The organism is Bacteroidota bacterium (assembly GCA_016715425.1).
In the GTDB taxonomy this organism is placed as follows: domain Bacteria; phylum Bacteroidota; class Bacteroidia; order Chitinophagales; family BACL12; genus JADKAC01.
The window spans coordinates 1122221-1145721 of the sequence record JADKAC010000005.1 but is presented as its reverse complement, the minus strand read 5'-3'; the positions used below and the strand labels follow the sequence as shown (position 1 = coordinate 1145721).

The following is a 23501-nucleotide window of genomic DNA, read 5'->3' as shown; positions in this document are numbered from 1 at the left end:
CATTTTTAAATTCAGGAAAACGCAATTCGGGTATTAATTTTTCTTTACTCATACGCTGCTAATCCTGATATTTCACGCCCTTGGGCTAATTTTTTTAATTGCGGTACTAAGTCTGTCATCAATGCCAATTCTTTTACCCTGCGTTCTTTCCAACTCAAATCTAATGGTTCTAACAAGTCCGTGAGTTTTTCCCCGTCAAAAATCATTCGGCTCAAAATCTTTTCTACAAAGTTTTTCAAGTCTGCCATTTCCAATCCGTGTTGGTGAGCAATGGCAGCCAGTTCTTGGTTGTATTTGTCATCTTTAAAAGTGTCGTATCCTTTGCGAAGCGTTTCAACATCCTGTCCGCTATTCCAATCCAAACCATTAATGTATTCGGTTAAATCTTCTTGTTCGTCCATTAAGTTGGCATTAGAACTCAGCAAACTAATCACCTGTGTTTTAGTCATTTTTTGCTTGGCAGGTTTCTTATGCGTGCTGTCGGCAATTAGGCTCATTATGTAATCATAATCAATCACGGCAGAAGCGAACAATACAAATTCAAAATCCAACTGCTGTATTTCGGGCGGTGCATCATCACCACCTTTCTGCTGTATTTCTCTTAGTTGTTTTGCCGTTTCAATGTATGAGCTTCTGAACTCCTGTAAACTTTTCGTTGGCAGAATGGCTTCAATTTTTGTTTTTTGTTCTTCGGTTATATCGGTGTATTGGTCCAGCTGCGTTTTCAACCTTTGCACTTCTTTAAAGTTTTTAATAAAAGCAATTCGTGCTGCATCGCCTTTCAGGTTATACACTTCTTGCGGAACGTTTACCAAATTATGTTCTTGCATAAATACGCCCAACTTTTCTACAGCATCCTGGTATTTATCCATCACCACCGGTGCAGGCTCAACCAACCAAATTTCTCTTGCTTTTCCGTTATCCTCACCTGAAAACAGGGCAATGGCTTGGTTAACGGCATCTTGTTGTTTACGGAAATCTAAAATGTTTCCGTAAGGCTTGGTATCATTCAACACACGGTTGGTTCTTGAAAATGCTTGAATTAATCCGTGATATTTCAAATTTTTGTCCACATACAAAGTATTGAGATATTTGCTATCAAACCCTGTAAGCAACATATCTACCACAATGGTAACGTCTATTTTATTTTTGTGTGGGTAGTCTTTGTTGCTGTATTTCTGGTCTTTGATGCGAGTTTGAATGTCCTGATAATATAAATCAAAATTATTGATGTCGTGATTCGTACTGTATTGATTATTGAAGTCAGCAATAATCTCCATCAGAGCTTTCTTCTTTTCTTCAGGTTGCTGTTTATTGTCTTCCTTTTCTTGTGTTAAATCTTCTTGCAGTTGTTTAATATCATCAGCATTTTTTTGGCTTTGTTGGTCACCCTCTTTGGCAATAAGCTGAGCAGGTGGCGAGAACACACAAGCAATGTTCAAAGGAACATAATCAGCATTTTCAGTTTGTCTCTTTTTCTGAATCTCTTTGAAAAGTTTGTAATACTCAATCGCATTATTAATTGAAGCCGTTGCTAATAAAGCATTAAAACGTCTTGAGTTTGTTGCAGCATCGTGTTTATCCAAAATTGCTTCTACTACTGCCTGTTGGGCAAGTGGTTCGCCCGGCTTAGCATGCATTGTGCCTTTCCCTTTAAAATAATCAATATGAAACCGCAATACATTTTCATCGTCAATGGCGTGTGTTATGGTGTAAGCGTGTAATTGCTTTTCAAATATGTCTTGCGTGGTTTTGTAGGAAGCTTCTTCGCCTTCTCTTATTTGATACGTTGCGTTCTCATCAAAGATGGGCGTTCCTGTAAAACCAAATAACTGAGCATTTGGAAAAAATTCTTTGATGGCTTTGTGATTATCTCCAAACTGCGAACGGTGGCACTCGTCAAAAATGAAAACCATTCGTTTGTTGCGAAGTGGTTCTAGCCGTTTTTTAAACGTAGCTATACCTTTATCAGTTTTTTGCTTATTTCGTTTGCTGTTTTCATCTAGTATAATTCCTAATTTTTGAATGGTGGTGACAATAACTTTGTCGGCAAAGTCGGTAGAAAGTAAACGCCTTACCAAGGTTTCGGTATTGGTATTTTCTTCAACACAACCTTCCTGAAATTTATTGAACTCTTCACGGGTTTGTCGGTCAAGGTCTTTTCTGTCCACAACAAACAAACATTTTTCAATTTCGGTATTGTCTTTTAGTAATGTGGATGCTTTGAAAGAAGTTAATGTTTTTCCGCTTCCTGTAGTATGCCAAATGTAGCCGTTGCCTCGATTCTGTTGGATGCATTCAATAATTGCTTTAACAGCATAAATCTGATATGGGCGCATAATAAGCAGCTTCTGCTCACTTTCCACCAAAACCATATACTTGCTAATCATTTCACCAAGCGTACACTTGCTTAGGAATTTTTCAGCGAATAAGTCAAGGTGTGTTATTTTTTTATTGCCCTCGTCTGCTAATTGGTAAATCGGTAAAAAATGTTCGTCAGCATTAAAAGCGAAATGTTGATTCTTATTGTTGGCAAAATAATAGGTGTTGGTGCGGTTGCTTACAATAAACAATTGCATATAGCAAAGCAAAGAATTACCATAGCCATTGCCTGCTTCGTTTTTATAATCTACAATTTGCTCCATTGCCTTGCGTGCAGTAATTCCTATATTTTTGAGTTCGATTTGAACCACAGGCAAGCCGTTAATCAGTAATATAATGTCATAGCGTTGATGACTATTTTCGGTATTGATGCGTAACTGACTAATTACTTCAAAGTCGTTTTTGCACCAGTCTTTGTTGTTTACTAATGTATAATGCAAAGGCGTTCCATCTTCACGTTGGAAGTATTGCCGCTCACGTAAAAGTTTAGAAGCTTTGAACACATCGGGCTGAATGATTTCTTCTCTCAATCTTAAAAATTCGTTAGCAGACAAACGAACACGGTTGAGTGTTTCAAATTTTGTTTTGAAGTTTTGCTCAAGTGTTTTCCTATCAACTATGTCAGGGCGATAGATATATTTAAGACCTATCAGTTGCTCGATTAGATTTTCTTCTATTTGATTCTCTTTGCTCATTACTGATTCGGTGGCCAAATTTGTTCGATACCTTTTTTTAGGACTTTTTAATTCTGTCCAATTAAAGACTTTAAATTAAATCGGGTAAAAGATAGTAAAATACATTGTGAGTAATTTAAAAGCATACTATATTTTCGGTGGTGTGTATGAATACCTCCGGTATAGTCTTCAGCTCTGCGCCCTCAACCCTTAGCTCTGCGCTCAATTCCCTCCCCGAAATCCCCATAAAAAAAGAGCGAACATCCCTGCCCGCTCTTTTTTAAGTAATACTATCACTATTTAAATCGCAACTAAACTAACTAAAACTTGCGTAGTTGCTCCGGCATTCACATAAAAAGTCGTATTCTGCGATACAAATCCCGCTTTACTAATTGCTGCGTTATAAGATCCGGTTGCTAATGTTTTTATTAGCGCACTTCCCTTCTCCGTAGTCTTCTTTTTTATATCTCCGGGAGTTACTAATATCTGCACTAATGCCAACGGCATATGATCTACACTTTCATCAATCGTAAATCTCGCAGCTACTTTTACACTACCTATATTATATATCTCCCTATTGTTAAAATATTCAAGTACAAAAGTATTTTCAGCTTCCTTATAAGTTCTAACTAAAGGATCCATCACATTATCAAAAAGTGCTATTGTAGCCAAAAATTCATTTTTAAGATTTGTAGTATTCGCCTTTTTTGTTCCTATAATATTTTTTGGCTTTTGAATATCTGCATTAAAGGCTGTCCTCGCAGTATTTAATGCAGTAACATCAGCAGGCAAAACATTGTAATCTGCCAAACCTGCAATATTGGTATTTCCCAAATTTCGTATAGATTGTGCCTTATCCGATAATATAGTATCCGGCATGCCATCCAATTGACTTTTAACAACCTTCGATTGTCCTGCTAAAGTTGTATTGCCAGTAGCATTAGCAAAAGATCTCAGTCCGTCAGCTACCTTAACTATTTTGGCTACCAAGGTATCTCTCTTTATTCCCTTAGTAGTCGTTGCACCCTTGCTATCTTCTTGTTGCCCCTCACTATAAGTGTCAATATTGTCTATATGTGTGGTCAACGATGTAACTGCTGTAGTCATACCGGAGCTTGCAGTCCATATAGCAGTATTCGTTACCATAAAGTCACGAACTGCTATGAACATACTTCTACTTGATTCTTCAAATTTGTTCATTGTGTTTTTATTTAAGAATTAAATTAATAACCAAATCTATTTTCATTATTAAAGCATTCCATTACATTTTTTTATCCAATATGACTAAATGAAGTCCATCCGATCTTTACTCTCTTCAATCCAGTTTTATATACACTATTTAGATTTTTAACCCCAAAAACACCCCAAAACCCGTAAAATACGCCTCCTTGACACTTCAATATGCCTTCTTGGCAGCCTAACACGCAATTTGGGCTATCGAACATTCAATTTGGGCTATCGAACACGCAATTTGGGCTATCGAACATTCAATTTGGACTATCGAACACGCAATTTGGGCTATCGTACACGCAATTTGGGCTATCGAATACTCAATTTGGGTTATTGAACACTCGATTTGGGTTATCGAAGATTCCATTTGGGTTATCGAAGATTCCATTTGGGTTATCGAAGATTCCATTTGGGTTATCGAAGATTCCATTTGGGTTATCGAAGTTTCCATTTGGGCTATCAAAGATTTCATTTGGATTTTCGAAAATTAGATTTGGATTCCTACTATTGAGATTCTGCCCACTTAGAATTTAAGCATATGTTATCCACCAAATAGCCATTCAATAGGTTTTTAAAAGCAACAATTATTAACTTTAAAGATTAAAGGAGGTTTATATTTTGCCTCATGTTAATGGTAATTATACATAACGATTAAACTAAACAATTAAATATGAGTTTTAAATGGACTTGCCCTTACTGTAACCGTGACACAACAATTATTTCATCTAATCTTATTAACGATAAATCTGATTTATATATTGACAATAAATATGGAAATAGAAGACTTAATATTGATTGGATTGTATGTCCAAATGTTGAATATGAAAAAACAACTTTGTCTGTAACCTTAAATACATTGGTTATTAAAAATGGCAATTTTTCAAGTAATGAAGACAACCTCAAACATTGGCGATTGCTACCAAAATCCAATGCGAAAGTTTTTCCTGATTATATTCCAATTGTTATTCGGCAGGATTATGAAGAAGCATGCTCAATATTAGACGATAGCCCGAAAGCTTCAGCAACGCTTTCAAGACGTTGCTTACAAGGAATGATTAGAGATTTTTGGGGTGTTTCCAAAAACAGACTTATAGATGAAATTAATGGAATAAAAGAAAAGGTTGACCCTCTTACATGGAACTCAATTGACGCTATAAGAAAAGTTGGCAATATAGGAGCGCACATGGAAAAGGATATAAACTTAATAGTTGACGTTGATCCTAAAGAAGCTAAATTATTAATACAATTGATTGAACTACTTATGAAAGAATGGTATATTCATAGACACGAGAGAGAACTACAACTTAACTCCATTATCGAATTGAGTGAAACTAAGGACAATGCGAAAAAAAGATAACTAATAATGTAAATTCCGTTTTCCGTTTCCGCAGGGTTCTTGCCACCATTAAAAAATAAATAATCCGCAAAACCCTGCGTCATTATATTTCCCCCAGAATTCTCACATCATCCTTTCCCGCAATCAATAAAACCCTGCGAAGAATAGAGTTGTAATCTATCCATCCACTCCACACCCTCTCCCGGAATTATAAATTTTCTTTACAGTAAGAACTCTTATAGCTATCAAGGTTGAAACAGAATCAATAAAGAAATGCCCTCCAATTTCAAACTTTAAAAAGCCACCCGGAAACATTTTCGGTGCACCCGCAAATTTTAAAAAACTACCCGGAAACATTTTCGGTGCATCGGGAAACATTATATATGCATCGGGAGTCTTTATCTATGCATTGGGAAACATTATCTATACATCGGGAAACTTTATCTATGTATCGGGAGACATTATTTATACATCGGGAGACATTATTTATACATCGGGAGACATTATTTATACATCGGGAAACATTGTGTCTCAGCCGAGTCACTTGCAAAGGACTCGGCGTAAATCTATTTCAGGTCTTTCTTTTTAACATACTAACTTAAAATCAAACAAATCATAGTTCAGACAATTACCGTTTCCGCAGGGTTCTTGTATCCATTAAAAAATAAATAATTCGCAAAACCCTGCGTCATTATATTTCCCCCAGAATTCTCACATCAGCCTTTCACCCAATCAATAAAACCCTGCGAAGTTTGCAGTTTTAAAATATAATTCAATTGTCTGAACTATGATTGCAATGATTAAATGAACACTTTGATTTAATTCATATTTTTTCTCAATACCTGATACTCACTACCCGATACTATTTTAAATCATAGTTTAGTTATGCGCCTCCTATTTTCAGCTTTTTAGTCCCAACAAAATATTGTAAATTTGAGTAGATAAATTTTGAATTATGGAAACACGAGTAATAAATATAGATCCGGAAATTTTAGGTGGAACTCCTGTGTTCTTTGGTACTAGAGTGCCAATAAAAACCCTTTTTGATTATTTAGAAACTGGCGATACTATAGAGATTTTTCTAGAAGACTTTGAAGGTGTAAGCCGAAATCAAGTGCTAAGAATTCTTGAAATGTCGCAGAAGCTTATTGAAACATCATCAAATATTCTCAATGAAAATATTGCTTGACGAATGCATAACCAAAAGGTTAAAAAGCATTTAGAAGAATTTCAAATTTTTACAGTTGTAGAATTAGAATTAAGTGGAATAAAAAATGGCAAGTTGATGTCCTATTGTGTAGAAAATAAATTTGATATTTTATTATCTATTGATAAAAATTTAATACATCAACAAAATCTTGAAAAATTTCCTGTTACTGTTGTTGTTCTTAATTGCCATACAAGTAAAATCGAGGAACTAATAACTTTTCTTCCATCATTCAAATTGCAATTAAATACATTTCAAAAAAATAAAGCATACATCATAGACAGATAGGGCGTACATAAATTAGAACCACTTTTATGTCGCCGCATAGTTACCCGAAGGGAACTCTGCGAGGAATTAATACCAAAAATTCTGTCTCAGCCGAGTCACTTGCAAAGGACTCGGCGTAAATCTATTTCAGGTCTATCTTTTTAACATACTAACTTAAATTCAAACAAATCATAGTTCAGTCAATTACCGGATAATTTTCTGTTCCCGCATTAAACATGTCTCCAATAAAATAATAAATCATTCACAACCCTTCCGATGATTTCAGTTTTAAAATAAAATTCAATTGTCGGAACTATGATTTTTTGTTGTGAGAAAGGAATGTAATTACCTCTTATTCTGAATATCACTAAACCAATTCTGCAAAGAAATATTTATTAAAAGGCAACTTCACTTTGTAGAATATTCTGCCTTCAGTGTATAGATTATTAGGAGTATAGAATGAGGTATTAATTCAATAAGTGAATATGGGTGTTTTGTATATTTGGGAGTCGGCAGTAATATTAGAAAACCGCAATGAAATGAACACTTTAAACAAATTCGAACAATTTTATATTACCATAAAGAAAAATAGATGGTATTGGTATTTTTCAATTTTTTGTCGGATGAGTTTAGCCTTTGCATTTATCGTTGCAGGAATGGTAAAAATTAGCGGCGAAAGATTTGCCAGTGGACTTTCAACCAAGCATCCGATGGGAGCTTATTTAGAAGCTTTATATCATACAGGATTTTATTACACATTTATAGGAATTGCACAAGTGGTTGCGGCAATTTTTTTAATTATCCCTAGAACTATAACATTAGGAGCTTTACTATATCTCCCAATCATTATTAATATTTGGGTGCTTTCATTTGCACTGCGATTTGAAGGTTCTTTTTTAACTTCTCCGTTAATGGTTCTTGCTAATTTATTTATACTTGTTTGGAATTATGATAAGCTAAAATATATTTTACCATTCAAAAAAAATCAACCTCTGAAATAAAAGAGAACCCAATAAAATATAGTAATCAATTTCCATTCGTATTTTTCACAGGAGTAATTATAACCGTTGCACTAATTGTTACCTTATCTCAATTCGGCTATGAAGCTATGCCAAGAAATTCTTATTCCGACTGTGAAAAACAATTTAAAAACACTAAGAATGAAGAAGCAGGAATTAAATTTTGCGAATGTATTCATAAGAATGGAAAGCCTTTAGATGAATGCCTAAAGGAATTTGAAAATGCAAAAAATAAATAAAACTACTTCCGTTTCCGCAGGGTTCTCACATCAGCCTTTTACGTAATCAATGAAACCCTGCGAAGTATGTAGTTTCAAAATATAATTCAATTGTCTTCACTATGATTTTCATGTTCTTGGAAAGGAATGTAATTACCTCTTATTCAGAATATCCCAAAACCAATTCTGCAAAGAAATATTTATTAAAAGGCAACTTCACTTTGTAGAATATTCTGCCTTCAGTGTATAGATTATTAGGAGTATAGAATGATGTATTAATTCTATAAGTGAATATAAATGTTACGTATATTGGAGAGTTATGCTTCAACCTAAAAGACGACAAAACCTACAATAAGCAGACAGAATTAATAACTTTGCAAAGGGAGATTTTCAATTTCAAACAGACAAATGCTATGAATTACGATATTAAAATATTAGGCGAAGATGAAGACAATGGGCTATTGGAATTTGACCGATTAAACCTATTGACAAAATCTACCAAAGAAATTGCGACCAAAGCTTTAATGTTCAGGCTAAGGGGATTTAGTGATATTACTCCGGATAAAAATTTAAAAAAGGCTTTGGCTATGCGATTGCAAAGTATTTCCGGAAGCGAACAAGACGGCACTTCACTAACCATTGACTGCACACAATTTTCAGAAACCATTAAAGGGGTTCAAATGGATATGTTTAAGCCCCGAGAAGAAGTTTTGCAATTGACCCCAATGGCTTTGGTGATTCATTCTTTTCAAACTGCCCTGACTAATGATAGTGAAGATGCCGATTTGGACAAACCGCTATTGAAATCGTTGATGAACTTTAAAAAGAATTTTATCAGTGATAATGAAATATTCTATATGGCAAATCGTGGGACGATTGCAGAAGTTCGGTTAACAAAAGATGATTTTCAGAAAATTGGACTTTTGGAAGAGAGCATCCCTGAGCCTAAAAAAGTAATTGTTAATGGACAATTGGATGAAATGAAGGTTTCCAAAGGAAGGCTTGGCTTGCAAACAGAGCAAGGTTTTGTAAATGTTTTTGCAAATGATAAAACCATCATTGAAAACATAATCAGCTTTATGGGGAAGGAAGTGACCATTTCGGGAATTGCACATTTTAAACCAAACGGACAATTGAGTTTTGTGGAGATTCAAGAATACAGCGAACCAAGAGTAAGAGATAAATTCTTCTCGAAAAAGCCAAATGCCATGACAGCTCATCAGCAATTACTGTTCCAGGCTAAACAATCAAAAAAGTCAAGTTCTATTTCGGCCTTAAAAAGTATTTCGGGCTTATTGAAAGATGAAATCAGTGACGAACAATTTCAGGAAATGCTTCAAGACATTCGTAGATGAAAACCATTGTAATTGACACCTGTGTATTCATTCATATAGTTAGAGATACAGCAACAGGTAGAAACTGCATAAGGGAACTTGAAAGGTTTGATGAAGCAGCAAATGTTATAGTTTCTGTTGTTACAATGGCAGAATTAGCATCCTTTATTGCACAGAATAATTGGGGCAAACTTAAGATTGAAAAGCTCAATAAAATCCTTGAAGAAATAACTTATATCGACATTTCGAATTCTGACCAATTTCTGATTGATTCTTACACAAAAATTGATGCTTTTTCAAAGCGGAAAATTAAGGATAAAAGCGAAAATTTGTTAAAAGGCTCAGCACGAAAAATGGGCAAAAATGACCTTTGGATTGCTGCACTTGCCTATTCACTTAATATTCCATTAATGACGGCTGACAGTGATTTTGATCACTTAAATAGGACATTGATAGAAGTAATTAAAATTATTTAATTGGTTTGTGTTTCCGCAAGGTTCTTGCCACCATTAAAAAATAAATAATCCGCAAAACCCTGCGTCATTATATTTCCCCTAGAATTCTCACATCATCCTTTCCCGCAATCAATAAAACCCTGCGAAGAATAGAGTTGTAATCTATCCATCCACTCCACACCCTCTCCCGGAATTATAAATTTTCTTTGCGGTAAGAACTCTTATAACAATCAAGGTAGAAACAGAATCAATAAAGAAATGCCCTCCAATTTCAAACTTTAAAAAGCCACCCGGAAACTTTATCTATGCATCGGGAAACTTTATCTATACATCGGGAGACATTATTTATGCATCGGGAAAGATTATTTATGCATCGGGAAACTTTATCTATACATCGGGAAACATTATCTATGCATCGGGAAACATTATTTATGCATCGGGAAACTTTATTTATGCATCGGGAAACATTATCTATACATCGGGAAACTTTATTTATACATCGGGAAACTTTTTCGATGCATCGGGAAAGTTATTCTAACCCTACTGCCTGTTTAAATTAATTTCCACAGAATTTACAAACTGATCTTTCTCGTTTTTACCTTGAGAAATAACTACACTAACTATGAGCCCCGGTCTTGTCTGAATATCTGCAAATGTACCGTCGCCTTTAGGTGCCAGATGACTAAATTCTGTTGACATTGCATTGTAAGAATAATCATCCGCCTGTGCTACTTTCTTTTCAAACTTATAGGGTGTAAAGCAGTTTTCCATGATGCCACAAAGCTGATTGTATTTTGCTACCAAAGCCGGACTCAAACTTTTGTGTTTCAGCAGGGTTCTCACATCAACCTTTGCTAATACAAAACACCTTATATTTGACATACGTAAACTATTGATTATCACATTTAAACCACAGTAAAATGATGAAAGTAATTCTACCTATCATAATGGTAAACCTTCTATTAAGCACTGCAGCATATAGTCAATGTACCGTATATGGTAGCGTTAGTAATGGTGCTTGGTCGGCATACTATAACGGGGCCGATGAGAATTTTACAATGTCTGAACTTGAGGAGAAGGCTGCTTATGAGTGTAGAATGAGTAATCGAGGGTATGACTGTGAGAAAATATTAAGCAGTAATAGTAGTGGTTGGTGGGCCATTACTACCGGTACTGACCAAGATGGTTATGTAGTTATGGGGCTGGCCAATGGCCTGGAATCAGAAAACGAGGCCATAAATAGTTCCCAAAAGACCTATATAAAAGAAGGTGGCAGTATTGGCAGAGGCTATTATGAGACAACAGCTTGGTATGTGAGGTAAGTGATATATATTTTATGTCGCCGCAGAGAGTTACCCGAAGGGAACTCTGCGAGGAATTAATACCATACATTAATTTTCTGCTATAACAGCACACTCATCTCCAATAAAAAAATAAATCATTCACAACCCCTCCCGAAGATTGTAGTTGAAAAATATAATTCAATTATCTGAACTATGATTTTTTTGTTGGTGAGGAAAGGAATTTAATTACCTCTTATTCTGAATAATCCAAAACCAATTCTGCAAAGAATATTTATAAAAAAGCCACTTCACTTTGTAGAATATTCTGCCTTCAGTTTATTGATTGTTAAGAGTATAGAATGAGGTATTAATTCAATAAGTGAATATGGGTGTTTTGTATATTTGGGAGTTATTCTTTGTGCTAAAGTACCATCGGAAAATCATTGCCAATTTAATTTGTAAAAAAACATAAGGAGTATATAATGTAACTACTTGTTGAATTGTAATAATATTAAAATCAATAAAATGAAATTGAAATCTGTATTAGCTATTGTTTGTTTAGCTCTACTATTTTCTTCTTGTAGTAAAGAAGATTTTGAACTTAGTTCAAGTGCTAATGATTTGTTTCATGTAAAAAATGGCGACTATTTAATTCCTGTTTTAGTAAGAGGTAATACTGCCAGCAAAAAAATTCTGCTATATATCCAAGGTGGCCCGGGATACGCATCTTTAGATTTCGCAAAAGTGGATTACCCTGAATGGAAAAACTCTCTCGAAAATGACTATGCGATTGCCTATTATGACCAAAGAGGAACAGGAAATAAACAAGGTAATTTTTCTCAAGGAGACTTAGTGCTTTCCACTTGGATTGAAGACCTGCACAAAGTTGCATTGTTCTTGGAAAAAGCATACGGTGCAGAAATTATTATGATGGGCCACAGTTTTGGCGGTGATTTAATGTACAGATATATTATTGAAAAGGGTAATTCGGCAGTTCCAGTTAATTATATTTCAATTGATGCCCCGGTAACTACAGACTCTGACGCTGATACTTTGCGCTGGGATTTTAGAAGGGAATTTTTATTTAATACAGCCAATTTAGAAATTTCAAGAGGCACAAGAATTCCTGAATGGAATGAGGTACTTCAGTGGCTTAGTGTTACACCAGAAATAAAAAAAGTCCCGGGAGATGACCCATATCAACTTTTTAATCAGTGGAACAAATATGTAGAAGAATTGATTAATGTGGATTATCCTGAAAAGCCTGTTAGTGTGCAAGATTATATGAATATAGTTTTTACATCTAACTATAATATATTGGCATACTTAAAATCAAAATACTTAGAAAACGTAGTTTCTATGATACTAGATGAAGAAGAAAATGATTTTCTAATGAATAAATTACCTCTAATCCAGAATGTAAACATTCTTGTAATTGGGGGTAGATATGATGATATATGCCCGCCAGAAGAGTTGGTGTATGTATTCGATAAAATAGGTACTTCTGAAAAGACTTTGGAAATAATTGATTATGCTGGTCATACCCCATTTACTGATCAACCCAATAATTTTTATACTGCCATAACTCAATTTGTACAATAATGAAATATCTGATTTTTCTAGTATTTCTAACAAGTGCATCAATCATCGATGCCCAAAATTTACGACCACAATCAATTTATGCATCATATTTTGGAGAAACTGTAACACATCCGGGTTTAAGAGTTGGATTAAATTATCAACTTAAAGATTGGAGCAAAACCAAATTAATGAAAAGCGGAACTGAAAAAGTAATTCAAAATAATATGGATTTAAGTCCAAGTATTGGATTTTTTTATCACAAGGATTATCAAACAGGACTTTTCATATTACCTGAATTGGTTTATTCAAGAAAGAATGTAAAAGGAAATTATATTACTTATGGGTTTGGAGCAGGATATATGAGAACTTTTATTCCAAATGTTTATGACTTGAATTCAAATGGTGAAATTGAAAAAATTCACACAGGTTATAATTATTGCATCACGGATTTTTCTGTTGCATTTGGTAAAGACTTAAGCGTACAGAAAAATATTCCAATGAATATTTATATCAAACCTCAGTTTCTTTATGCGTTTCCAAATTATTCAAAAGGTATTTGGTATTTTATTTTGGAGCTAGGCGTAAGCTATAAGTTGGCGAAAAAATAAATAACGATACTCGAATTAACCCAAAAATGCACAAAGGTTTAAAACTGGTTAAGTTTCCGCAGATTTACACGAAGGGAACTCTGCAAAGAATAATCTCCACTACTTATATTTTTTCGCCTGACTTCCCGCACACAATTAAAAAGAGTCATACAGTATAGACAAGCATATATTTTGACAGTTAAAATGAATGGAGAAAAAGCAAAAAAACTAAACACAAATTTTATTAAATAATAATTGCAATTTACAATTTACATACGTTTATTTTTCTTGCATTAAACTTCATATATTTGGAAATGGATACGATTAAAAATTTAATTACAATTGACCCCGATATCTTAAGTGGTCAGCCGGTTTTCAAGGGAACCCGGGTTCCTGTTGAATCTTTATTCTTTCACCTTGAAAATGGTATTTCTCTCGATGAATTTCTTGAAGACTTCCCATCTGTAGATAAATCTCAAGCAGTTGCAATTTTGGAAATTGCAGGAAAACTTATTTCTTCTAAAGATCTTGAGAAACTTTATGAAGCTGCTGCTTGACGAAAATCTTCCGAAAAACTTACAGAAGGCTTTCCAAATCATGAGACCTATACAGTTAGAGATATGGGGTGGAATGGAAAAACGAATGGAGAATTATTGGCACTAATGATTCAAGGTGGATTTGATGTATTTCTCACCTTCGATAGAAATCTTCAATATCAACAAAATTTTAAAAAGTATTCTATTCCTGTTTTTGTTTTATCTTCAAAAGATAACACTTAGTTAAATTTGAAATTTCTTATTCCGAAGGTAACAGCACTCTTATCAACTCAATTGATGCCAAGAGCATATATTATTTCGTGAAAAACTATGGAATAAAATCGGGTTGTAAAAAGAAAGATTTATTACAATTAAAAAGTAACGAGGCTTTTTAGAAGTACCGATTTTCTGTTCCTACAAAGCACTCGTCTTCAATAAAAAAACACACCTTCCGATAATTGTAATTGCAAAATATCATTCAATTATCAGAACTATGATTGCAATGATTACATGAACACTTTGATTTAATTTATATTTTTCCTCAATACCTGATACCAACTACACGATACTAATTTAAAATCCTACTAATCCTAATTCAGACAATTAACGGATACTATTCGGAGCAGAAATGACTAAGATATTTCTATAAAAAAGCATCATCATAAACCTCATTCAATAAATTATTAAAAGAGAGAATAATTATCTTTAAAAAGTAACGAAGGTTTTTAAACGGACTGATGTTGTTCTAAAAACTCCAGAAAAACCACGAATTATGATAGAGCAATTTTCTCAAAAGACACAAGAAGAGTTAAAATATTATGTCTATGTTCTTGTTTATCCAAAAGACAATAAAATATTCTATATTGGAAAAGGAATTTCAAACAGAGTCTTTTCGCATATTAATGAAGCAATTTTAAATCCGAAAGAAACTGATAAATTAGAAATTATTAGGGCTATTAAAATGACTAACCTAAATGTAAGTCACTTCATTGTTCGCCACGGTTTAGAGGAAAATGAGGCAATATTATTAGAATCAGTATTAATTGACTTTCTAACGTTTAAGGATTTTAAAGAAGTTGCCAAAATTTCAAATATTGTTTCGGGACATCATTCTTTCAATCAAGGTATTAAAACCGTAGATGAATGTGAAATACTATATAATTGCGAAGAATTAAAAGAAGAAGATATCCAACACAATGTTTTGGTAATCAACATAAATAAAACGTTTGACAACAAACGAAAAAAGAAAAATAATATCCCTATTTATGTTAGACCGAATATTTACGAAGCCACTAGAGGCTGGTGGGTATTAGACAAAAATAGAGCGGAAAATTCTGATTATGTTTTAGCAGAATATAAAGGTGTAATCAGAGCTATAGTTAAACCAGAAAGATGGGTTCAAGATATAGAGAATAGGGGAGTAAAGAGATGGGGATTTGAAGGTTCAAAAATCACTTCAAAAGAAATTCTTGATTTATATATGAATAAAGAAGTTCCGAAAATTAGAGGAATGGCTAACCCAATTCGTTATTTTGAAAAAAAATCCAGCAACTAAAAGACCTTCTCAATAGGCGGGTTTTTCAGAATCTAATTAGAGTCCGGCTTTGTTCCCAATGCAGTTTTATAATTAAAGTATTTTTATGCCGGGGTCGGTTTTTCACCATTCACCTCAATAAAAATTAAAAGAAATTAATAGTGGGGCTAATAAAGTATTTTATTTGAACTCTACGAAAAAATGTAATGTAGATCTTCTTAAATAAGTGAAAACAAAAGCAAAGAAATAAAAATGAACACGTTTAATTTAAACACATTAAAAGGAAGAATAGCTGAACAAATAATTCAGGATTTGTTTCAACAAAGCGGGTATAACGTATTCAACTTTGGTTTAGAAAGATTACATCCCGGATTAAGTAAGCTTATTAAAAACGACAAAAAGCAATTTAGTAAATCATTGCGATATATGCCTGATTTTGTTGTTCAAAGCAGTATTAACGGCGAACTGTTTTACTTAGAAGTAAAGTTTAGAGCAAATGGTAAATTTTCGTTTGATGAACGATACGAAAATTACCCCTATCACAATGCATGGTTCATTATAGTCTCACCGGATAAAATACAAGCAATTCACTATAACCTATTAATAGAAAATAAAGAAATAAACCCCGAGTATAATTCAAGTCTTTTAAAAATAAATAGCTTTCATATAAATGCTGATTTATTAGCAGAATATGAAGAATATGCAAAAGTTATTTTTAAATCATTCAAGAAAGAAAAATAGGGTTTGCTTTTCAGTTTTTTAATTACTTGATTTCAAATGCATTTTACCTTCGGATATGTTTTTATGTAAAAAAGGGGAGTTGTGTATATTTGATTGTTAGTGAAAATCTTTTGGCGACAGTGCTAGCATGAACGAATTTTTGTAAACTTGACGATGGAAAATAACGGAGGACTAATTTTCGTAATATTAGTTTTAATAGCAGTTAGCATTTGGCTTTACAAAAAATATAAAGTCGAGCAAAAGCAACGGGACAAACTTTCAAAAGAAAACACAAAGTTAACTTCCGACATGGCTATTCTTGAAGTGGAGCATTTGAAATTTCAGTTGCAACCTCATACATTACGCAATATGGTTTCAACGCTGAATGTTGCAGCAAAAAATCTTTATAAAGGTTCAGAATCCCTTGCAGAAACTCTTGACTACATTTTGTATCAAGGCAATCAACACCTGGTGAGTATTCAAGACGAGTTGAATTTTCTTGAAAAGTATAAAGCACTTCAAGGAAATTTTGTTTATCAAATTGATAGTATAATAATTGACAAGTCAGAAGTAAACACAAACTCAAAGTATTTTACAACAGCTTGCGTTCCACATTTGATAACAGCTTACTTCGTTGAAAACGCTTTCAAACATGGAGATAGAAACCATCCAGAGTTTTTAAAAATCACACTCAAACTTTCGAAAACCACTTTTGAATTGAATGTGATCAACAAAATAATTCCAAACAGAAAAGAAACGCAAGGAGGAATTGGATTGAGTAATATGAAAAAAAGATTAGAAAGATTACTGAAAGATAAATTTGAACTTCGAAATAGTTGCAACGAACTAGAGTATTATTCAACTTTAATAATTCGTTTTTAATGAAACTTAAAATTGCAATCTTAGAGGACAACCCTTCACTTCTAAAGGACCACAAACAAAATTTGGAGGCGACAGATTTATGCGAAGTTGTTGCATTCGCAACAAACTCTAATGACTTTTTAAACAATGAAAAGACAAATATATCAGACGCATTGCTTCTTGATATCGACTTGGGTGGTGGCAGTAGCATGAATGGTTTGGATGTTGCATTCAAACTCAAACTTCCAGTACTGTTTGTTAGCGGACACAATGCAGCTTACTTGAAAGATATTGAAAAATTAGAAACCGAGTTTGATTTAATTGTTGACCACATTACAAAGCCATTTACAGAAAAAGAATTTTTAAAAAAGGCATCAAAATTTCTGAATGAGGTTTTGGAAGCAATAGAATCAAAATTTATTGTGCTTGATTTTGAAGAAGACAAACATTGCAAAATTCCAATTGATACAATTGTTTACTTAGAATCAGATACAGGTAAAAGCGGAGCTTCTAACAACAAAAGAATTTATTTCACAGACAAAAAGCCAGAAGTTCTTATTGACTTTTCGTTTTCTAAAATGTCAGAGAAAGGCTTTAAGAAAAACAAATTCCTTACCGTTCATCGTTCCTTTGTGGTGAATGAAAAGCATATCAAGTCATACAAGAAAATAACGCACGAAATTGAAGTTGAAATTTTTACTTCAACAGGAAAAAAGGAATTAAAATACTTAAAGGCTTCTGAGAATTTCAAAATGAAATAACCGATTTCATTACTCCCAAAAACCATTTCATTACTCCGTAAAAGTTTCCATTTCTCTTAAAGAGTATAATCTAAAAAGTTGCTGAACATTTGTGTCGTTAAAATAAAAACACACAATATGATACCATCAGTAAATTTTCATTTATGGGAGCCATGCAACATGCGTTGCAAATTTTGCTTCGCAACTTTTCAAGATGTTAAGCATACAATTTTACCTAAAGGACATCTTCCAAAAGAACAAGCTATTGAAGTTGTTTTGCAACTTGCCGAAATTGGCTTTGAGAAAATCACCTTTGCAGGAGGTGAGCCAACTCTTTGCCCTTGGCTTCCCGATTTAATTGCAATCGCAAAGCAAGCAGGACTTACAACAATGATTGTTACAAACGGCAGCAAACTCACTGACACATTTTTAGAAGCGAACAGAAAAAATCTTGACTGGATTGCAATAAGTATTGACAGTTTGAACACAGAAACAAATTTCCAAACAGGAAGAGCGATTTCGGGTAGCACACCTTTGACACTTGACTATTACAAATCACTTACAGACAAAGTGAAACACTTTGGTTATGGTTTAAAAATAAACACAGTGGTTAACAGTAAAAATTTTCATGAGGACATGAGTGACTTCATTCGCTTTGCAAAACCCAAACGATGGAAACTATTGCAAGTGTTACCTATTAAAGGTCAGAATGATTTACAAATTAATGACTTCAAAATTACTGACCAGCAGTTTCAATTTTTTATTGACCACCACAACGGACTTCAGAACATTACGAGCATTATACCAGAGAGCAATAACCAAATTATAGGTTCTTATGCAATGGTTGACCCTGCCGGTAGATTTTACGAGAACACAACTGGAGGGCACATTTACAGTAAATCGATCTTGGACATCGGGGCAAGAATTGCTATTCAGCAAATGAGTTACGACTTTTCAAAGTTTGTTTCTAGAGGTGGAATCTACAATTGGAGTAACCCAAATTCTAATGCAAATGCCTGAGCAAGTTTTAGAGTTTTCTCTAACTCACCATTTCATATTGCAGGGTTGGAACAGAAGCAATGATAAAACTCTTCTCTACAAGTAATTGCCGTATGATGATCCAAGCCAACCAGGAAAAAAAACTATTGTGATTTCACCAGCTTTTCACACTTCAAAAAGTAAAAAAGGCGGAACAAAACATTGTTTGGTTCTTGTGCTAAAAGAGAAACTAATCAAAACAGGATTTGGGGTAACCACCCAAAATACTTATTCAAGAAAGACAGAGAAGCTGAATTTCAATTGCTTCATAGCTAATGGTTAAGCCCGAAGTCCATCCAAAACTAAGGGTGCGGAAGCCGAAACGCATACTATTAGGCATCACAAATAATCATATGTAAATTATGACAAAAAAACCAATGGTTCAAAAACCAAGACCAAGCACAAAGCCTAGTCGTCCAAGTGGCCCTGCGGGCAACAACCCGCCAAAACCAAAAAAGTAAAAAGGATTAAAAGCAGTGGTGGCATTACCACTACTGCTTATTCTTTGTATTGACTTCTGATTAGAACTATTATGTTTCCACAGGGTTCTCACCGCAGCCTTGTGCGCAATCAATGAATCCCTGCGAAGTATGTAGTTAAAAATATCATTCAATTATCAGAACTATGATTGCAATGATTACATGAACACTTTGATTTAATTTATATTTTTCCTCAATACCTGATACCAACTACACGATACTAATTTAAAATCCTACTAATCCTAATTCAGACAATTACCGGATAATTTTCGGAGCAGAAATGAAAAAGATATTTCTAAAAAAATGCATCATCATAAACCACTTTAAATAAGTTATTAAAATCAAGATTTATTTCTTTTAAAAAGCCATGGAAATTTTTAGATGCTTGCTATAACAACCCATCTCAATTTCTCTATAATATTTCCCCAAAAAAAAACTCCCGTCAGCAAATGCTAACGGGAGTTCATTCTTAAACAAACTATCTTAAATCTTTAACCTATTTATCCGCTTATTAATTACGAACAAACTTTTTAGTAATCAACTCATCTTCAAATTGAAGTTTAACAATATAGGTTCCTGAATTAAATCCGGAGACATTTATTGAGTTAGATCCTGAGGTCATAGAAGCTGCGTATAGTAACTTTCCCTGCATGTCGAACACACTTACTTGTGCATCAGAAATCAAATCAATATGCAGATTATCATTTGCAGGATTTGGATACAACTTCACTGATTCAATCAAGCTGTTTTCTATTCCGTTTTCATTCACTTCTCTGGTTACAAATTCTGTTCTCATTGTTCCTTTCTTTTTGAAATGAGCTGTAATTATGGTATCAGAAACTAATGTGAAAATGAAAGGATTTGCTGTACCAATTTTAACTCCATTGGAAGACCAAAAAGAGAATACCGCTTTTTTCTTTGCTGTCATTGGCCAAAGTGTAATGGTGTTACCATAATAGAGTTCTCCTTGAATGCTAACAGAACCGGCAGATGATGGAGTTACTAAAACTGTAACGCTTAGTGCATTAGCTGCAAAAGTTGCCGCAATAGTATGCGTTGCCATTACTGACTCAAACGTATAGGTATATTCAGATGCATCCGTAGCATCTGCAATGGTTGCTCCATCCACTTTAAGTGAAGAGATATGATAACCATAATTCGCTTCCACATTAAATTCCTGTGTTGCTCCATTAGAAACAAATACTTCTCCTGATGGAGTTATGCTTCCGTTGCCTACAGTGGAGGCTGTAATAAAATAGCCATCCAAATCATCCTCATTAATTGTAACATCATCTATACTAATACCATAACCTCCGTTGCTTTTACCTTCGAAAGCGATAATATAACCACTGGAAGGACTTGGCAGAACAATGGAAACTTCTGTCCAGTCTGTTACGTCAGTATTGAAAGTGGCAAGTGTAGTCCACGAATCATAATAAGCAGTTTTATATTTCACTGTCAGCTGATCCTGATGAGCAACAGTATTGAAATATTCTGCATTCACATAATAAAATTTCAAAACGGGTGTAGTTACGCCGGTCATATCTATAGTGGGAGTAACCAACCTTGTAAAAATTCCGCTTGCATCAGGATTATCAGATCGGAAAATCAAATTATTATCTCCTGAATACGCTTCAAGTGGATAAGGAGAATTGCCGTTGCCAACAGTCCAGAGTGGTCCGGTAATTAATTCTTGTGACCATCCATCAGGAATAGTACTTGCCTCTTCAAAACCTTCATAAACAGGTAATGTTAAAGCCGGATTTACTAATTTGTAATTTGCCTCAAGCGCAGTATCAGACGTTAAAACAAAACTGAAAGGATTATCTGCACTTATAGAATCACCATTGGAAGTCCAGTGAGAGAAATAATAAAGTTCTCCTGAAAGCCAGGCATCAACGGTAACAGTTTCACCATAAAACAAATTACCTGAAACCACAACAGAACCTGCATCCGATGGCAGTGCCTCAGTGGTAACATTATAGGATTCGCTGAAAATAAAGGAAGCTGCAATAGTGTGCATTGCATCTACTGATGGAAAAGTATAGTTATATAAAGTTTTATCCACTGCTTCCGCAACAAGTTCACCATCCACCAGTAATTCAGAAATGCGAGAATGATAATATGCTCTCAGATTAAATCTTGGTGAAGATCCAATAGGAACATATACTTCTCCGGAAGGATCAATAGCTCCTCCGCCATCGGTGGAAGTGGTAATCTTAATTCCTTGATTAATTGTGATCTCATCAACACCAATTCCAAAACCCCCATTGCTTGAACCCTCAAAAGCAATATAATAAGTGTCAGAAAGATTTGGAAGCACAATGTTTACCTGAGTCCAGTCCGATACATCAGAATTAAAATATTGAATTGTGGTCCAATCATCACCCACAGCAGCTTTGTATTTAATGGTTAATACATCCTGATGAGAAAAGAAATCAAACCAACCATCATTGTAATAAGAAAACTTCAGAACTACTGTATCTGTGCCGGACAAATCCAGCTCTGGGGTTACCAATCGGGTTACTAAACCACTTGCGCCCGCAACATAAGAACGGAATACCGCATTGTTGGTACCTGCATCCGCATCACCGCTATTCACAAATATCCAATCTGGGCCGGATACAACTTCTTGTGTCCAATCTGTAGGTATAGTTGTACCTAATTCAAAGCCTTCATAAAAAGGCATCGTTAGCGCCTGACTGTATGCTATTGGAACAGACAAAAAGAAAAGCGCAATTGCAAGTATTTGATACTTGAAAAATGTATAATTCATCATATTAAAAATTTATAAGTGTAAAAAAATTGTTTCGAACATATACTTATTGGAGACTATGGGTATAAGAAAGGTTACAAACTTTTCTTTCTATTCAAATTAGAAAAGTCTTGCAAAATATTTTAATATGATTTTTCAAATAATTATTTGCAAGCATCAACATTGTGCTAAAAAATAACATGCTGCAAAAACAGAATTCAGTAGGCAAACAATTTAAATAATACGCAGAGTACTTTATTCAAACACAATGATGTAAACGACTGGAGTTTTTAATGGGAAATTATTTTGGAAAATTGAGAAATGAACATCCAAGAGATTAAGGTTCACTCTTGAAACTTGTACGCTTATATTCCGTACATTTGTTTAAATTTTAAAATTATGAGTACAACAAAAGATAAGACACGTTTTGATGCAAGACTTTCCAGAGAACAAAAAGAATTATTTGAAAAAGCTGCATATTTAGGTGGTTTTAGAAGTCTAACTGAATTTATTATCCAATCAGTTCAAGAAAAGGCAAATGAAATAATTAAAGAAAAGGAAATTATAATTGCCAGTAAAAAAGATAGTAAAATTTTTTTTGATGCAATTACAAATCCAAATAAACCATCAAAAGTTTTAAGAAAAGCATTAGATGATTATAATGTATTTGTTTCTAAGTCTAAATAAAATAATGATTGAACTATTGGATAAGAGCCACAATCGAAACAATTTTGATTGCGGCAAGGAGCTGCTAAATAACTATTTAAAGTATCAAGCCGGACAAGATGTAAAAAGAAAATTGTCGGCTTGTTTTGTATTATCAGAAAATAAAAATATTCAAGGATTTTATACACTTTCAAATTACAGTATTCCACTAAGTTACTTTCCTGAACAAATTCAAAAAAAAATCCCTATTTCTTATATTTCAATACCTACTACTTTGCTAGGCAGATTAGCAACAGATAGTAAATATCAGGGACAAGGAATGGGTAAAATTTTACTTATAGATGCATTAAAACGAAGCTTTGAAAATTCATATAAAATTGGTTCGTTTGCTGTAGTGGTTGATCCAATTGACGAAGATGCAGAAGGGTTTTATAAAAAATATAATTTTATTAAGCTCCCTGATAGTGGGAAGATGTTCATTGCAATGAAAACACTTTTTGAATTATTTAAATCAGAATAAAAATATTAATTCGCAGGACTGTTACCCGAAGGGAACTCTGGGAGAAATAAACCATTACTTATCATTTCCACCATGTTCT

General features: G+C 33.9%; 21 protein-coding genes and 2 pseudogenes. 19 read left to right on the top strand and 4 right to left on the bottom strand.

The features are described 5' to 3' along the window. Positions 1-44: 44 nt before the first annotated feature. Together IPN31_10790 and IPN31_10785 are read right to left on the bottom strand one after the other, a co-directional pair. The gene (locus tag IPN31_10790) at positions 45-3077 is read right to left on the bottom strand and encodes a type I restriction endonuclease subunit R (GenBank protein ID MBK8682368.1); all 3033 of its coding nucleotides are present in this window, start codon (positions 3075-3077) and stop codon (positions 45-47) included. A 279-nt stretch (positions 3078-3356) separates the two neighbouring features. Further along, positions 3357-4256, bottom strand: a complete 900-nt coding sequence (locus tag IPN31_10785) for a hypothetical protein (GenBank protein ID MBK8682367.1) — start codon at positions 4254-4256, stop codon at positions 3357-3359. Between the two features lie 700 nt (positions 4257-4956). On the opposite strand from IPN31_10785, the gene IPN31_10780 reads away from it, so the two are divergent. The 7 genes and pseudogenes from IPN31_10780 to IPN31_10750 all read left to right on the top strand — a co-directional run bounded on the left by IPN31_10780 (position 4957) and on the right by IPN31_10750 (position 10682). Further along, entirely contained in the window at positions 4957-5643 is a 687-nt protein-coding gene (locus IPN31_10780) for a DUF4145 domain-containing protein (protein MBK8682366.1), read from the top strand. 934 nt (positions 5644-6577) lie between these two features. Then, positions 6578-6811 (top strand): DUF433 domain-containing protein, encoded by a 234-nt coding sequence (locus tag IPN31_10775; GenBank protein ID MBK8682365.1) that lies wholly within the window; start codon positions 6578-6580, stop codon positions 6809-6811. Between the two features lie 3 nt (positions 6812-6814). Then, positions 6815-7117: a hypothetical protein gene (locus tag IPN31_10770; protein MBK8682364.1), complete on the top strand. Its 303-nt coding sequence runs from the start codon at positions 6815-6817 to the stop codon at positions 7115-7117. Between the two features lie 518 nt (positions 7118-7635). After that, positions 7636-8354: pseudogene (locus IPN31_10765) on the top strand (DoxX family protein). 392 nt (positions 8355-8746) lie between these two features. Further along, positions 8747-9688 carry a hypothetical protein gene (locus IPN31_10760; GenBank protein MBK8682363.1) on the top strand — a complete coding sequence of 314 codons (942 nt, stop codon included), beginning with the start codon at positions 8747-8749 and terminating at the stop codon, positions 9686-9688. Next, positions 9685-10143: a PIN domain-containing protein gene (locus tag IPN31_10755; protein MBK8682362.1), complete on the top strand. Its 459-nt coding sequence runs from the start codon at positions 9685-9687 to the stop codon at positions 10141-10143. Before IPN31_10760 ends, IPN31_10755 begins: the two co-directional genes overlap by 4 nt. Positions 10144-10427: 284 nt before the next feature. After that, complete coding sequence (locus IPN31_10750) at positions 10428-10682, top strand: hypothetical protein (GenBank protein MBK8682361.1); 255 nt, start codon at positions 10428-10430, stop codon at positions 10680-10682. On the opposite strand, the gene IPN31_10745 is transcribed toward IPN31_10750, so the two are convergent. Next, positions 10663-11004, bottom strand: coding sequence for a hypothetical protein (locus tag IPN31_10745; GenBank protein ID MBK8682360.1), 342 nt, complete (start codon positions 11002-11004; stop codon positions 10663-10665). The genes IPN31_10750 and IPN31_10745 overlap by 20 nt on opposite strands. Before the next feature lie 38 nt (positions 11005-11042). On the opposite strand from IPN31_10745, the gene IPN31_10740 reads away from it, so the two are divergent. From IPN31_10740 to IPN31_10695, 10 genes and pseudogenes are all read left to right on the top strand, one after another. After that, positions 11043-11444 carry a hypothetical protein gene (locus tag IPN31_10740; GenBank protein MBK8682359.1) on the top strand — a complete coding sequence of 134 codons (402 nt, stop codon included), beginning with the start codon at positions 11043-11045 and terminating at the stop codon, positions 11442-11444. Positions 11445-11930: 486 nt separating this feature from the next. After that, positions 11931-13007, top strand: a complete 1077-nt coding sequence (locus tag IPN31_10735) for an alpha/beta hydrolase (GenBank protein ID MBK8682358.1) — start codon at positions 11931-11933, stop codon at positions 13005-13007. Beyond that, the gene (locus IPN31_10730; protein ID MBK8682357.1) at positions 13007-13594 is read left to right on the top strand and encodes a hypothetical protein; all 588 of its coding nucleotides are present in this window, start codon (positions 13007-13009) and stop codon (positions 13592-13594) included. Before IPN31_10735 ends, IPN31_10730 begins: the two co-directional genes overlap by 1 nt. 293 nt (positions 13595-13887) lie before the next feature. Beyond that, positions 13888-14130, top strand: coding sequence for a DUF433 domain-containing protein (locus tag IPN31_10725; protein ID MBK8682356.1), 243 nt, complete (start codon positions 13888-13890; stop codon positions 14128-14130). Next, positions 14114-14352: pseudogene (locus IPN31_10720) on the top strand (DUF5615 family PIN-like protein). The gene IPN31_10725 and the pseudogene IPN31_10720 overlap by 17 nt, the downstream one beginning before the upstream one ends. 529 nt (positions 14353-14881) lie before the next feature. After that, on the top strand, positions 14882-15664 hold the full coding sequence (locus IPN31_10715; protein ID MBK8682355.1) for an excinuclease ABC: 783 nt from the start codon (positions 14882-14884) through the stop codon (positions 15662-15664). A 231-nt stretch (positions 15665-15895) separates the two neighbouring features. Beyond that, positions 15896-16384: a hypothetical protein gene (locus IPN31_10710; GenBank protein ID MBK8682354.1), complete on the top strand. Its 489-nt coding sequence runs from the start codon at positions 15896-15898 to the stop codon at positions 16382-16384. A 153-nt stretch (positions 16385-16537) separates the two neighbouring features. Next, the gene (locus IPN31_10705) at positions 16538-17245 is read left to right on the top strand and encodes a histidine kinase (protein MBK8682353.1); all 708 of its coding nucleotides are present in this window, start codon (positions 16538-16540) and stop codon (positions 17243-17245) included. Continuing rightward, the gene (locus IPN31_10700; GenBank protein MBK8682352.1) at positions 17245-17985 is read left to right on the top strand and encodes a response regulator; all 741 of its coding nucleotides are present in this window, start codon (positions 17245-17247) and stop codon (positions 17983-17985) included. Before IPN31_10705 ends, IPN31_10700 begins: the two co-directional genes overlap by 1 nt. 117 nt (positions 17986-18102) lie before the next feature. Continuing rightward, positions 18103-18984, top strand: a complete 882-nt coding sequence (locus IPN31_10695) for a radical SAM protein (GenBank protein MBK8682351.1) — start codon at positions 18103-18105, stop codon at positions 18982-18984. Positions 18985-19992: 1008 nt separating this feature from the next. On the opposite strand, the gene IPN31_10690 is transcribed toward IPN31_10695, so the two are convergent. Next, positions 19993-22260 (bottom strand): T9SS type A sorting domain-containing protein, encoded by a 2268-nt coding sequence (locus IPN31_10690; protein ID MBK8682350.1) that lies wholly within the window; start codon positions 22258-22260, stop codon positions 19993-19995. A 375-nt stretch (positions 22261-22635) separates the two neighbouring features. Between IPN31_10690 and IPN31_10685 the strand changes: the two genes are divergently transcribed. Together IPN31_10685 and IPN31_10680 are read left to right on the top strand one after the other, a co-directional pair. After that, entirely contained in the window at positions 22636-22923 is a 288-nt protein-coding gene (locus IPN31_10685; protein MBK8682349.1) for a DUF1778 domain-containing protein, read from the top strand. Between the two features lie 4 nt (positions 22924-22927). Continuing rightward, positions 22928-23422 carry a GNAT family N-acetyltransferase gene (locus IPN31_10680; protein MBK8682348.1) on the top strand — a complete coding sequence of 165 codons (495 nt, stop codon included), beginning with the start codon at positions 22928-22930 and terminating at the stop codon, positions 23420-23422. Positions 23423-23501: the final 79 nt, after the last annotated feature.